General features: G+C 40.4%; 17 protein-coding genes. 5 read left to right on the forward strand and 12 right to left on the reverse strand.

The genetic code is table 11. The features are described from left to right. Window positions 1-156 precede the first annotated feature (156 nt). The gene (locus tag IPH84_15830) at window positions 157-597 is read left to right on the forward strand and encodes a DUF1573 domain-containing protein (GenBank protein ID MBK7174657.1); all 441 of its coding nucleotides are present in this window, start codon (window positions 157-159) and stop codon (window positions 595-597) included. A 110-nt stretch (window positions 598-707) separates the two neighbouring features. Here IPH84_15830 and IPH84_15835 read toward each other — a convergent pair whose 3' ends face one another. Genes IPH84_15835 through IPH84_15845 form a run of 3 tightly spaced genes read right to left on the reverse strand, consistent with a single transcriptional unit; the run spans window position 708 to window position 2,312 of the window. Continuing rightward, window positions 708-896 carry an Arc family DNA binding domain-containing protein gene (locus IPH84_15835; GenBank protein MBK7174658.1) on the reverse strand — a complete coding sequence of 63 codons (189 nt, stop codon included), beginning with the start codon at window positions 894-896 and terminating at the stop codon, window positions 708-710. Between the two features lies 1 nt (window position 897). Beyond that, a complete protein-coding gene (locus tag IPH84_15840) occupies window positions 898-1,440 on the reverse strand; it encodes a hypothetical protein (protein MBK7174659.1) in 543 nt (180 codons plus the stop codon). Between the two features lie 5 nt (window positions 1,441-1,445). Further along, on the reverse strand, window positions 1,446-2,312 hold the full coding sequence (locus IPH84_15845) for an SPFH domain-containing protein (protein MBK7174660.1): 867 nt from the start codon (window positions 2,310-2,312) through the stop codon (window positions 1,446-1,448). A 108-nt stretch (window positions 2,313-2,420) separates the two neighbouring features. On the opposite strand from IPH84_15845, the gene IPH84_15850 reads away from it, so the two are divergent. Further along, window positions 2,421-3,119, forward strand: a complete 699-nt coding sequence (locus tag IPH84_15850) for a noncanonical pyrimidine nucleotidase, YjjG family (protein MBK7174661.1) — start codon at window positions 2,421-2,423, stop codon at window positions 3,117-3,119. 46 nt (window positions 3,120-3,165) lie between these two features. Here IPH84_15850 and IPH84_15855 read toward each other — a convergent pair whose 3' ends face one another. The 7 genes from IPH84_15855 to rsfS form a co-directional block, all read right to left on the reverse strand. Next, window positions 3,166-3,477, reverse strand: coding sequence for a hypothetical protein (locus IPH84_15855; protein MBK7174662.1), 312 nt, complete (start codon window positions 3,475-3,477; stop codon window positions 3,166-3,168). A gap of 157 nt (window positions 3,478-3,634) precedes the next feature. Then, window positions 3,635-4,303, reverse strand: a complete 669-nt coding sequence (locus IPH84_15860) for a phosphatidylserine decarboxylase family protein (GenBank protein MBK7174663.1) — start codon at window positions 4,301-4,303, stop codon at window positions 3,635-3,637. A gap of 15 nt (window positions 4,304-4,318) precedes the next feature. Further along, window positions 4,319-5,140, reverse strand: a complete 822-nt coding sequence (locus tag IPH84_15865) for a CDP-archaeol synthase (protein MBK7174664.1) — start codon at window positions 5,138-5,140, stop codon at window positions 4,319-4,321. Continuing rightward, on the reverse strand, window positions 5,133-5,339 hold the full coding sequence (locus IPH84_15870) for a DUF2007 domain-containing protein (protein MBK7174665.1): 207 nt from the start codon (window positions 5,337-5,339) through the stop codon (window positions 5,133-5,135). Before IPH84_15870 ends, IPH84_15865 begins: the two co-directional genes overlap by 8 nt. Before the next feature lie 2 nt (window positions 5,340-5,341). Beyond that, window positions 5,342-6,004 (reverse strand): lactate utilization protein, encoded by a 663-nt coding sequence (locus IPH84_15875; protein MBK7174666.1) that lies wholly within the window; start codon window positions 6,002-6,004, stop codon window positions 5,342-5,344. Window positions 6,005-6,056: 52 nt separating this feature from the next. Then, entirely contained in the window at window positions 6,057-8,120 is a 2,064-nt protein-coding gene (gene ftsH, locus IPH84_15880; GenBank protein ID MBK7174667.1) for an ATP-dependent zinc metalloprotease FtsH, read from the reverse strand. 26 nt (window positions 8,121-8,146) lie between these two features. Further along, entirely contained in the window at window positions 8,147-8,521 is a 375-nt protein-coding gene (gene rsfS / locus IPH84_15885; protein ID MBK7174668.1) for a ribosome silencing factor, read from the reverse strand. A 224-nt stretch (window positions 8,522-8,745) separates the two neighbouring features. Between rsfS and IPH84_15890 the strand changes: the two genes are divergently transcribed. The 3 genes from IPH84_15890 to IPH84_15900 all read left to right on the forward strand — a co-directional run bounded on the left by IPH84_15890 (window position 8,746) and on the right by IPH84_15900 (window position 11,133). Next, window positions 8,746-9,489 (forward strand): biotin--[acetyl-CoA-carboxylase] ligase, encoded by a 744-nt coding sequence (locus tag IPH84_15890; GenBank protein MBK7174669.1) that lies wholly within the window; start codon window positions 8,746-8,748, stop codon window positions 9,487-9,489. Window positions 9,490-9,500: 11 nt separating this feature from the next. Then, entirely contained in the window at window positions 9,501-10,022 is a 522-nt protein-coding gene (locus IPH84_15895; GenBank protein ID MBK7174670.1) for an N-acetyltransferase, read from the forward strand. A gap of 244 nt (window positions 10,023-10,266) precedes the next feature. Next, complete coding sequence (locus tag IPH84_15900; protein ID MBK7174671.1) at window positions 10,267-11,133, forward strand: T9SS type A sorting domain-containing protein; 867 nt, start codon at window positions 10,267-10,269, stop codon at window positions 11,131-11,133. A 5-nt stretch (window positions 11,134-11,138) separates the two neighbouring features. On the opposite strand, the gene IPH84_15905 is transcribed toward IPH84_15900, so the two are convergent. Further along, on the reverse strand, window positions 11,139-12,977 hold the full coding sequence (locus IPH84_15905; protein MBK7174672.1) for a (Fe-S)-binding protein: 1,839 nt from the start codon (window positions 12,975-12,977) through the stop codon (window positions 11,139-11,141). Further along, complete coding sequence (locus IPH84_15910) at window positions 12,974-13,327, reverse strand: 4Fe-4S dicluster domain-containing protein (GenBank protein ID MBK7174673.1); 354 nt, start codon at window positions 13,325-13,327, stop codon at window positions 12,974-12,976. Before IPH84_15910 ends, IPH84_15905 begins: the two co-directional genes overlap by 4 nt. Between the last annotated feature and the right edge of the window lies 1 nt (window position 13,328).

Genomic DNA, 13,328 nt, shown 5'->3' on the forward strand with positions numbered 1-13,328 from the left:
AAGAGTATAAAAATAGGGTAATTTAAAGAATCCCGGCTGCGCGTTTACAATTCGTTTACACAGTTTTACATTTCATTAGGAGAGTTTTACATTTCCTTTAATAAATCAACTAATTATCGTTGCATATTTGTAGCACCAACATTAACCCCTTATATTATGAAAAATCTACTCCTCCTCACAATTGTCATTGCTATGATTGCCGGCTCAGGTTTTGCACAAACTACTGCCACCAAACCGAACGAAACTTATACAGTTCCAGTAAACCCGAATGCTCCGAAAGCAAAATGGGACAAAACCATTAATGATTTTGGCGAAATTGCCCAGGGAATTCCAAAGACCGCTGAGTTTAAACTTACGAATGACGGGAAAGAGCCTTTACTCATTCAGACAGCCAAGGCATCATGTGGATGTACTAACCTTCAATATTCACAGGAACCAATTTTACCGGGAAAATCCAGTATTATTTCAGCCACTTACAATGCAGCAGCACCTGGGCCATTTACAAAGACAATTACAGTTACAACGAATGCTGACCCTAATCCCGTTGTACTTCAGATTAAGGGAACGGTTGCACCTAAAAAGGAAGAACCTAAATAATGTTGAATCCTGAAATTTAGCATTAGCAAAAGGAATGTGCATAAAAGATAAGATCGGCAGTATTTGCCGATCTTTTTCTTTTCACAACGCACTCACAATATTTACTATAATCATTTCTTACTCTCCGGCTTCTTTCCGTCTTGATTTGCATTAGGGCTTCTGCCAGCATTTGATAATGCCTTGCTGATGATCCATTCCAGTTGGCCATTCACACTTCGAAATTCATCTGAAGCCCATTTTTCAACAGCTTTCAGCAGATCCTCGTTAACACGTAGTGCAAATACCTTCTTTTCAGCCATATTAATTATTCTGTTGATTCATCATTTTATTCAGGGCAATTCTCAATTCAGATGGATTTTGTGTGCCAAAGAGTACCTTCTTCCCATTCTTCAGGTAAAAACTGACTCCTTGAGAACCTCTGACATTAAAAGCTTTACCCCGAAAAAGCCTGTAGCGTATTCCCCAGCCACCATAGTCAAGCAACGGATTATATTTCCCAACATCAAATTTCTCAATCTCACTCGGCTTTATAGAACGTATATTATTGATAAGAGGAGGAAACCGATAATAAAAACCGTCATTTCTGACCTCTGTAATGAGTTTTAGATTGAGTATTAACAAAGCAGTAACTGAAACTCCGATGACTGAGGCTATTGAAGTAATTATCAAACCGTTATCTGACATTGGTTGATCACCCCAGGGTTTACCCAACTGGATCTGCTGATATAAACCATATCCCATCAGGATTACCATAGCAAGAACCCCAAGGAAAACAAGAATTATGATCCATCCTTGTCTGAAATCCTGTTCCTCATGGAACAGGTAATGGCCTGAAGCTTTCATTGTTCCTAGTATAAAGAGCCTGTGTTTACAACCGGTGAAGCATCTTTATCAGAGCACAGTACCACCAGAAGATTGCTAACCATCACAGCTTTACGTTCACTATCAAGGGATACCAGCTTCTTTTCTTCCAGCTTTTCCAGGGCCATTTCAACCATGCTCACAGCTCCTTCAACAATTTTAGTCCTGGCTGCTACAACTGCCGTAGCTTGCTGCCTTTTTAGCATTGCCTGCGCAATTTCAGCTGAATAAGCGAGATGGGCTATCCTTGCTTCAATAACAAGAATCCCGGCGATCTGAAGTCTTTCCGAAAGTTCTTTCTCAAGAACATGATTAACTTCTTCTCCCCCTGAACGTAAGGTAATTTCTGACTGTTCATCATCAAAATTATCATAAGCATAATGCCCGGCAAGTTTGCGTACTGCCGACTCACTTTGGATTTCAACAAACCGCATGTAATCGTCCACCTGGAAAGCTGACCTATAAGTATCCTCTACTTTCCACACCAGGACAATGCCAATATTGATTGGATTCCCCAATTTGTCATTTACTTTGAGTAATTCACTGTTGAAGTTTCGCGCCCTGAGAGAGATTTTCTTCTTTACAAAAAACGGATTCAGCCAATAAAAACCATTATTCTTTAAAGTACCTTCATATGCACCAAAAAGAATGAGAACACTGGATTCATTCGGATTGACAACCAGGAAGCCGGTTGACAAAAATGAGAATACCACTACAGAAGCAATACCTGCTATCAGGCCAATAATGTTTTGATTGAATAAAGCAAAACAGACGATGGCCAAGGCAAGTAATAAAACCATAACAATCAGTGCAAAATAGCCTGAAGATGGAGATGCAATTTTTTCTTTTTCCATATTATTTTGATATTATTTTGATATCACAATAATACAACCTATTTTGATGTTTCCAACATTTGGAATAAAATTTTTTTCCTGACGGGTAAATCATACTTTTGCCACCTTATGAAAAAAATATATAATCATCTATTCTTTGATCTCGATCACACATTGTGGGATTTTGAACGTAGTGCAGAGGAGGCTAAACAATCACTCTTCACAAAACTGAAGCTGAAGGAAATGGGTATTCCTTCTTATGAAGCATTCAGGGAAAAGTATATTGGGATAAATTCAGGCTTATGGGCCCAGTATCGTGAAGGCAACATTGAAAAAGCTGCACTGAATTTCAATAGGTTCTACCTTACACTTTGCGAATTCGGAGTGGATGATTCTGAAGTGGGAAAAAAGATGGCAGCTGGTTTTATTGAAGAGATTTCAGCAAATACTTATCTCTTCCCTCATGCAGTTGAAATCTTAGAGTATCTGTATGCTAAATACCCACTATATATTATTACTAATGGATTTGATGAAGTTCAATTCCCTAAATTGAAAAATTCAGGTTTGGATAGATTTTTTAAAGTTATCATTACCAGTGAAGAAGCCGGGTCAAAGAAACCTGACCCTTCAATTTTTCATTATGCTTTAAATAAGACACATGCCCGGGCAGAAGAAAGCCTCATGATAGGAGATGACCTTGTGGTTGATATTGATGGAGCCAGGCAGGTAGGCATAGATCAATTGTTTGTCAATCACAACCAGACCATCCACCAGGATTTAGTTACTATTGAAGTTAAAAGCTTAATAGAAATTAAGAACTACCTATAAAAAAAAATCCCGCCAAAGGCAGGATTTTCCGATAGCAGAACTATCCTTAATTCTTTTTAGGTACAGGTGTAGCTTCAGTTTGAGCGTGACCTTCTTTAGTACAAGCTGCTTTTTCAGCAGGTGTGCAAGTTTTTGAGCAACCTGATTTTGAAGTACTAGCCTTATCACTGCAGCAAGCTTTACTTGAAGTAGCTTTCTTATCTGAACAACAAGCCTTAGCGGCTGGAGCAGCTTTATCTGAGCTTACCTTTTCGGTTGTGGCTTTCTGAGTACTGGTAACTTTCTGAGCTGAAACGGTGTTAAGGGTGAAAGCAAACACCAGGGTCATCAGGGAAACGATCATTGCAAGTTTTTTCATATCAAATAATTTTTAGAGGTTTCAATCATTTAGTAACGCAAAAGTAATAGGTTTTGTTGGATACTCCATCCGGATTTTTGTTAAGGAGTTGTTAAAGCCATATAGCACCAGTCCATTTCACGATTGGGGAAATTAATATAATTGTTTCTTCACGACCTTAATTAAAGTGGCCTATTTTAGTTATCCCACCTTTTACCTTCTGTTCAAGTTTCACTTCTATTGATGCAGACAGCGGGAGAAAAAGATCCACCCGGCTGCCAAACTTTATGAATCCGAGCTCATAACCCTGGTTAATTCTCTCATTTGTTCTGGAATAGCATACTATTCTTCTTGCCAGGGCACCGGCAATCTGCCTTACCATGACAAGTCCGTGTTGAGAGTTTTCTATTACAACCGTATGTCGTTCGTTTTCAGTTGAGGACTTTGGATGCCAGGCTACCAGGAATGAACCCGGCCAATAATTAGTATAAACAATCTTTCCACTTATAGGGTAAAGATTCACATGCACATTATTAGGTGACATGAAAATGGAAACCTGTCTGCGACGGTCATGAAAGTATTCCGACTCTTCAACTTCTTCTATTGCGACAATAGTACCATCTGCCGGACAAAGAACAACATCAGGGTGTGACTGCATAATTCGTTCAGGTATCCGGAAGAATCGCAGAACAACAAGGTAAATAGCTGCTACGGCAGTGTAAAAAAGGTAATGAAAGATTGTGTGGACCGGGAAAAATCCAACCAGGGCAACAATCAGCAAAATGCAAAGAATGGTTGTAAAGAGGATGATACGGTGGCCTTCCTTATGAATCCGGTACCTGGTCATAATCAAAAATTAACTTTAACGGGTGAGTGTCAAAAATACAAATACAAATGGCACGGAGATCAGCACAGCATCAAATCGGTCAAGTATACCACCATGGCCGGGCAAAATATTACCTGAATCCTTTACCTGTAGACTCCTTTTCATCATCGACTCCACAAGATCACCCAGTGTTCCGGTGATGACAATTATGAGACCCATTACAAGCCACTTCCATAACGGATAAATAGGAAAAATCACTGAGCAGAGATAAGCTACCAATAAAGCAAATAGTGCTCCTCCTATACTCCCCTCCCATGTTTTACCGGGTGAGATACGACTGAATAACTTATGTTTCCCGATGAGTGAACCAACAATATATGCACCGGTATCATTCAACCACAAAATAAGAAGAAACCCGATCATTGTCCCAAAATGCTCAGGTCCGGAAAGACTTACAGGATCAAAAAAATATATTGCAAGACCCAGGGGAAGAGGAATGTATAATATCCCTGCAAGACTAATGGCGATATTTATAAATGGTTCAGTTTTTACTCTCCATAGTTCTGCAATAAATAACAGGAACAGTATTGGCAGAATAAGAAGTATTAAGCTGCCATTTAAATACCCCAGTGCATTCAGGGCAAGAAGTGCGTATAACAATGCACCTGCCACAATTGCCATGGAGCTAAAAGGGGAAAAAGGACTATGCTTCTTAAAAAGTCCATAGAATTCAAAAAGCCCCAATAAAGATACCACTAGAAAGAGCACTGAAAAAACCAGTTGACCCAGCAGGGCTGAGCCCAGCATCACCACAACAAAACCTGCACCTGTGAGAGAACGTAATGTAAAATTATTCACCTTTATATTCTACGATTAATTGTCTGGCTATAAATGAATCGTCTGTTGAAACATAGATTTCGATATCACCTATAAGGTAAAGAGTATCCTGCTTGTTTACGATAATTGCCTTAATCTGGGAATCTTCAAGTATAGCTTGAATCATGTCAGCTTCATAGAGCTTGTCTGTTTCATAAATTTTGATCCAATCCGATTCCATTTCTATTCTTCTTCAGTTTCCTGTTCAGTCAGTTCTGTAAGAAAAACATAGATTTCTTTAGGCCCATGAGCACCCATTACCAGTGTTTTTTCAATATCAGCAGTTCGGCTGGGGCCTGTAATTACAGAAATCATAGAAGGAATTTTATTCCCATATTTCTCCCTGATTCCTGCTAATGCATCTTTAAGGTCTGGTACCAGCTGAGAGGTATATGCAATCACAATGTGTATTTCAGGGTATACATTAAGCCGACGACCGGAATCCTGCCTGGAGGACACCATTATACTACCTAACCGTGAGATAAGAAACTCACAGGAAGTGATTCCTACTTTCAACACTTCGAAGTTTTCAGCATCTGACAGGAAAGGAATATCAGCCTGTGAAAGGAGATACTGCAATTCAGGATCAGTACAGAATACATCCTGCCATTGTTGCTCATTGGCAAGAGCTGATAAAGAAGCCACAAGGTCCAATTCCCCTTCACAATAAATGAACTTCCCTCCTATGCTGGTAAATTCCTGAGCAAAATTCACATCCGGGGATTCCTCCATTTCCTGGTAGATCCTGGAATCAAAATCGACCTGGGCATAGGGGTTATCTGTTTTATAAATAAGTGCATTTCGCACTCTTTTCAATACTTTTTCCCTCGAGGTACTTTCTTCCATGGAAATCAGGTTGCAGTGAAAGACAGGTATTAAAGAAAATGATACTGCTTACTTAAACACCGGGTGGTGGTGGTGGTGGTGTGCTCTTATCATCAGCATCAGCAGACAGAAGCCTGGTATCATCCTGGCTTTCTGCAGAATCAGTTGAGTTGCCATTAAGCGTCACATGTTCATGGTCGTCAAATGGCCTGACACCGAAAATATGTTCAAGATCTTCCCGGAAGATAACCTCCTTAAGAAGAAGAATATCTGCCAGTTGATTCAGTTTCTCCCTATTATCTATGAGTAGTTGTTTAGCTCGTAAATAAGCCCCCTCTATCATTTTACTGATTTCTTCATCAATAACCTGGGCTGTTTTTTCACTGAAAGGCTTACCAAGCATATATTCCTGCTGGCCTGAAGAATCATAAAAACTTATGTTCCCGATTTTGTCATTCAATCCATAGAAAGCAACCATAGCATAAGCCTGCTTTGTTACTTTTTCCAGGTCATTTAATGCACCCGTTGATATCTTTCCAAAAACCACTTCCTCAGCGGCACGACCTCCGAGGGCGGCAGTGATCTCATCGTACATTTGCTCGAAAGTAGTAATTTGACGTTCTTCCGGAAGATACCAGGCGGCACCTAATGCTTTACCCCTGGGAACAATCGTCACTTTTACCAGCGGATGTGCATACTGTAAGAGCCAGCTAATAGCAGCATGACCAGATTCATGGTATGCAATCACTTTCTTTTCATGCTGAGAAATAATTTTATTCCTTTTTTCCAAACCACCGACAATTCGGTCGATCGCATCAAGAAAATCCTGTTTGTCTATTTGATGTTTATCCTTTCTGGCGGCGATAAGTGCTGCTTCATTGCAACAATTGGCAATATCGGCACCTGAGAAACCGGGTGTCTGTTTGGCTAAAAACTCCCTGTTAATGGAATTATCCATTTTCAGGTTTCTCATATGTACAGCAAAAATGGCTTTCCTTTCTTCAAGGTCAGGAAGTTCAATATAAATCTGCCTGTCGAAACGACCGGCACGCAGTAAGGCGCGGTCCAGAATATCTGCACGATTGGTTGCAGCCAGAATAATAACGCCTGCATTGGTTTGAAAACCATCCATTTCAGTTAGTAACTGATTTAAGGTGTTTTCACGTTCATCATTTGAACCTGTCATTGGGTTACGGCCGCGGGCTCTTCCAACAGCATCAATTTCATCGATGAAGATGATACTAGGGGCTTTTTCCTTAGCTTGTTTAAACAGATCTCTTACCCGGGAAGCTCCAACGCCAACAAACATTTCAACGAAATCAGACCCGGAAAGTGAGAAGAAGGGAACTTTAGCCTCCCCTGCAACCGCTTTTGCCAATAAAGTTTTCCCGGTTCCGGGAGGGCCAACAAGCAATGCACCTTTAGGAATCTTACCTCCCAGTTCAGTATATTTTTTGGGATTCTTTAGAAATTCAACAATTTCCATTACCTCAACCTTAGCTTCCTGCAATCCGGCTACATCGTTGAAATTCAATGAAACCATGGTATCCTTATCAAATAACTGAGCTTTGGATTTCCCAATATTGAAAATCTGTCCACCTCCACCAGCGCCACCACGGGTCATCATTCTCATTACTAGTAACCATAACCCCACCAAAACAACTACAGGAAGTATCCAGCCCAGTAATTCACTACCCCAGTTCCTGCGGTTAATATTTCGGGGATAAACAATTGAAGGAAGTGCTTGCTGGGCTTCCCTCATATCCTTCTCGAATGTTTCGACAGAACCTATCTGATAAACATATTGAGGTGCAGTATTTACAATATTATTCGAAGGTTTAGCATCCTTGAACTTCTCAAGAGACAGCTTATCCTTCTTGATATAAATCTCTGCCTGCTCTTTGTTTACAAGAAGTATCTTGTCAACTTCCTGACTCTGCAACATTAATTTTAACTGGCCCCAGTCTATCTCTTTCGGACTGGTACCCATATTGGCAAAATATAATCCAAAGAAAATAATGCCAAGAATACCATAAATCCAGTAGAAATTGAACTTGAATTTTGGATTTTTTGAACGGTTAAAATTACTTCCGGGGAATTTATCGCCCTTATCTTTATTATTTGAATCTTCTGTCATTATTATTTTCCTAATGTTCTACACTATTATACTGCAGGGATATCTATTCGCTCTGCATCTGCCCATAATTTTTCCAGTTTGTAAAAATTCCTGGATTCTTCAAGAAAAATGTGCACTACTACATCAAAATAATCCAGTAGTATCCATTCAGCATTTTCATGACCTTCCTTGTGCCAGGGATTATAACCTACTGCTTTTTTCACTTCTGCCTGCACCGAATCAGCAATAGCTTCAACCTGTGTGCGGGAGTTCCCATGACAGATAACAAAATAATCAGTAATGCTGTTCGGTACTTTACCGAGATTAAGTTTTACAATCTCAATCGCTTTTCGCTCCTGCATTCCCTTAACTATTATATCAGCCAACATTTCAGGAGCTTCAATCTTCTTTCTTTTTGCCATTTATCAGGTATTATCCATGCAAATATAAGGATTTCCCGAACCTTTGAAGGAAACAGGAATACAGTCATTCACAAACATTGAGCCTTTTCTTCAAATGCGCCATTCTGTCAGGCAGTAAACTATGAAAAAAACAGGACTGCCAAAGGCTTACCCAATTCTTGATTTATTTCCTCCAATTTTGTCAATTCATGTACCTTTGAATACATAACATTAATATAAGGATGATGTCAGGTTTCCATGTCATTGAGCTCGATGAGATTGATTCAACCAACGCCTATGCCCTGAAATTGCTATCAGAAGCGCGGCCTCCGGAAGGTACTGTAATCAGTTGTTTTAAGCAATCACAGGGAAGGGGCACTGACACTAACCATTGGGAAAGTGAGCCTGGCAAAAACCTGACAATCAGCCTCATTCTTTATCCGACATTTCTTCCTGTTTCGGAACAGTTCAGCCTGAATCAGGCTATTGCGCTTGCCTTGCAGGAAATGGTCAGTAAAATCGTCCCATCCGGTAATGTAACGATCAAATGGCCAAATGATATATATATCGGAAATAAAAAAGTAGCGGGTGTTCTTATCCAGAACTCAGTCATGGGCTCAACATTTGATTTTGCTGTTATTGGCATCGGCCTTAATGTAAATCAGCGGGAATTCCTGAGTGATGCTCCTAATCCGGTTTCTCTTTCACTGATAACGGGTGATACCTATGAACTGTCCACGATCCGGGACCACTTAATTGAATCGTTGAACAAGTATTACCAGCTTTTGAGAGAAGGAAAAAAATCTGACATTAATAAATACTATCTTGAACATCTTTTCAGAGTCGGCCAATGGCATAACTACCTGCTAAAAGGAATTGAAGTTAATGCCAGAATAACCGGAATTACAAATTTCGGACAGCTTATGCTTGAAGGTTCTGATAAATCAAACTGGGTTTGTGACCTGAAAGAAGTGAAATATCTATTCTAAATTCCCTCAAAATGAAAATTGTCGTTAGGGCTGAAAGAAATTCGGATTACCAGGAGATCGCAATGTTAAATGACCTTGCATTCGGACAGGAAAACGAAGGCCTCCTTATAGAAGCACTCCGCAAAAGGAAAGAGTTCATTAAAGAACTTTCGTTGGTGGCAATTTTAGAAGGACAAATTTCAGGACATATTCTCTTTACTCCTGTCAGTATTTCCGGAAACGGGAAATCTACTATCAGCCTGGCTTTAGCTCCAATGTGCGTAATGCCTGAACTTCAAAACTTCGGAATTGGAAGTCAATTAGTGGAACATGGCCTGAAAGCAGCTCAGTCTCTTGGGTTCAGATCAGTAATCGTATTGGGCCACAAAGAGTATTATCCACGATTTGGATTTAAACCTGCCTCCTTTTTCGAAATAACATGCCCTTTTGAGGTACCGGATGAATGCTTTATGGCTCTTGAATTACAGGATCAAGCCTTAATCGGCATTTCCGGAATGGTTTCATACCCTATAGAATTTGATCGCTTCGGTTAATAGTAAAATCCAATTATTACCTGCCAAAGCTGCATTCGTCCTTCTCAAAATTTGTTAGAGGAGTCAATCCAAATGCATTCATTCTATTTTCTGAAATTTTTATAGTCCTGTCAGGGTATTCCCAATTTAAAGTGTCTTATATATTGAAATCCAATACTTTGAAACAAGGTTATTTCTTGTCATCTCAATTGAATATCGTAAAACTCTCAATTATTGTCTTTTTGTGTTTAAAATCCTTTCAGCCATGAAACCCACTATCATTTTTTTATTGTTCTTCATGATGTTTACCTCAGGGCTTGTGGCACAAGTTTGCTTTCCTGCTAATGGAACCTGGTATCAAACTTATCATTCCATTGCCTGGGGCCATGGAGGTGAAATACTTTGGGATGAGACTACTTACAATAGTTATAAAATAGCCGGGGATACTATTGTTGGAGACTCAACATTTTTCAAACTGGTAAAAAACCAGGCCTTAAATTACTTTGTCTATGAGGATGGGGAGAAGGTCTATGTGGGATCACAACCTGACAACTTGAGGCTATGGTTCGATTACAGTCTGAACCCCGGTGATACATTCCAGTTTCACGCTCCCTACTATTCAGCCTGGCCATATGTACTAAAGCTGGCAGTGTTGTCAACAGACAGTATACTGATCAAAGGCATCATGAGAAAACATATTGTTTTCTCAGAAATCCCTGGCTATGGAGCCGGGCCAGAATGGATACAAGGCATTGGAGATATTAATTTCGGAGGGCTCGAAATGGATTATTCATATGCAACCTGGTACGCAAATACTATGACACTGGACTGCTTTACGCAATCAGAGTTAAGTATTTATGGAGTGTGTACCATGGATGTTCCTGAACCAAAAACAACCTGCCTGGTTTCTCCTAATCCTTCCGATGGAATATTCAGGCTGTATATGCATCAATTGACTTATCCGTTGCACATAGATGTTTACGATTCTCAAGGCATGATTGTATTCTCAGGAATGATCCAGTATGCAGATAATTCAATAATTGACCTGTCAGCACAGACCTCTGGTGTCTATTTCCTGAAAATCAAGGATAAAAAGGGGAAATCAAAAAGCCAGAGGATCCTTATCATTTAGGACATTCAGTTTGAATGTGCTTGATGAACAATTTCTTCTTCCATTTCCAGTTCAATCTGTTCAGCTACCAGTTCAGCAATATCTTTAACCTTGGTTTGGGTTCCATCCCGGAATGTTTTCTTGCACAATGGGCATGCTGTTATCAAAAGGTCGGGGGAGGCTTCCGTAAGCACTGTAAGGGCCTGATCCCTGATAACTTTGCGCTGATCATGACTTAAGCCTGTATCTCCAATGCTTCCTCCACAGCACAGCGCTTTCTCCTTTTCCTGGGGTATTGGGATAACCTTAGCTACTCTGCGTAATAACTTTCGTGGTTCCTTGTAAATGCCGGAACCCCTTCCCAGTTCACAAGGATCATGATAAACAGCAGACAAGCCTGAATGATTGAGCCACAAACTTCCTGCTTCAGCAAGTCGCAATAAATACTGGGTATGATGCAACACCTCAACCCCATATAGTTTGTACTCTTCATTGAACATTTTATAACAGATCGGACAGGATGTTACCAAAATCCTGGCACCAGAAGCATGGATAAGCTGACGGTTTTTCTCCATCAAGGATCTTGCAGCCTCATACATACCAGCCATCAACATTGGCCGTCCACAACATATGGATCCATCTGCGTCCATAAAACGGTATTTCACATTAGCGGCATCCATTATTTTAATCATGGCTCGCTTAACCGTAGGTGTGAGATGGCCCATACAACCAGCAAAATATAGTACATTAACCCCTTTGCTGTCGGCAGCATCAGCCGGAAGATAATTGTAGGAATGATCAATGCCTTTATTGTCCAGATTGCGGGCTGCAATCCTTAAATCAAGCAGGTCAATTTTCACCGGACAGGCCTCCTGGCACCTTCCGCAAAGCATACAATTTGCATTAATGGCTGGATCTGTATATTTATCACGTTGTGAGCGAATGAAATAAACTGGTGTGGAACCGGTATTACCAGCCTCATTCATCTGGCAGGTATCAATACAAACTCCACATCTTGGACAGGCTCTCATTTCGATTTCGCTGAAGCTGTTAAGAATCTTTCCCGACTTAACCCCAAAATGTTTGAGGTATATCATTACCACTTCTGTTGGGATATGCATGTAACGCGACCATGGAAGGGTGACAAAAAATATTCCCAGCACGGTTGAATATCCCCACCATAGTGCGTATGATGCTGTTGAACTCACAGTGACAGGTACAACCAACGCAATGATATCACCCAGTGAGTTTGTCAGAAAGCCTCCCCCTTCAAACTGGCTGGCTGTGAAACTTTCTGCCAGAAGCCGAAAAGGGAAAATCAGCCACAAACTCATGACAGCCCAGCGATCAAATCGATTTTGCTTTGTTGTACGTTTCATCCCAAACCATCGTGACCTTATTCTCTTTACGAGGGCAAGAACAAGACCTGATAAAACGAAAAGTAGTATCAGATCCATGCTGAACCTGAAAAAACCCGGCAGAGTATCGAGTTCAAAAGGAAGAACCCTTTTATCGTGAACGAAGAATTTTAAAAAGATGGGATAATAAGGTGGATTGATGTGCCCGCCACTATAAATCCTAGATTCAAGGTTCCCCATGAGAATGAGCAATAACCAGCCCAAGGCGAAACTCATATGCAAATATCCTAACAGCCTGTTTTGTTTCCACATGCGCCTATGAAGCAGCGCTTCAGTAAATACTTCCCAGGTTGCAGGAAAAATCTGGAGACTGAACAATCCATAGCCAATCTTCTTTCTGCCACTTCGGTCGATCAGGGCTATCCACCTGCTGAACTTGATGAAGAGAACTGTTAAGAGAAATAACAGTCCACCAAAAAAAGGTATGACAAAAATATCAAACGTCATTTCTGTAAAGGTTGTAATGCTTTAGCCATTTGTAATACCAGGTTACGGGTATTTACTCCTTTGGGACAGGCCAACTGACACTTCCCGCATAACATACACTTTGAAACTTCATTAAAAAGGCCTGTATAAAGCCCACGTTTCAACAACAATATTGATTTCCTGAGGCTGAAATCAGTAAAGTTTGCGGCTGTACAAGTGGCTGAACAAGTCCCACACGAAATACAAAGGTGGATTGAGGGTTCCTTTTCCTCAACTAAACGGTATAATGAATGGTCAATCGCATCATAATCAATTTGACGGTCGTTGTTCACCGAAAACCCAAACTGCTTTTTCACGGTAGTCTTTCCCATG

This window comes from Bacteroidales bacterium (genome assembly GCA_016707785.1).
In the GTDB taxonomy this organism is placed as follows: Bacteria; Bacteroidota; Bacteroidia; order Bacteroidales; family UBA4417; genus UBA4417.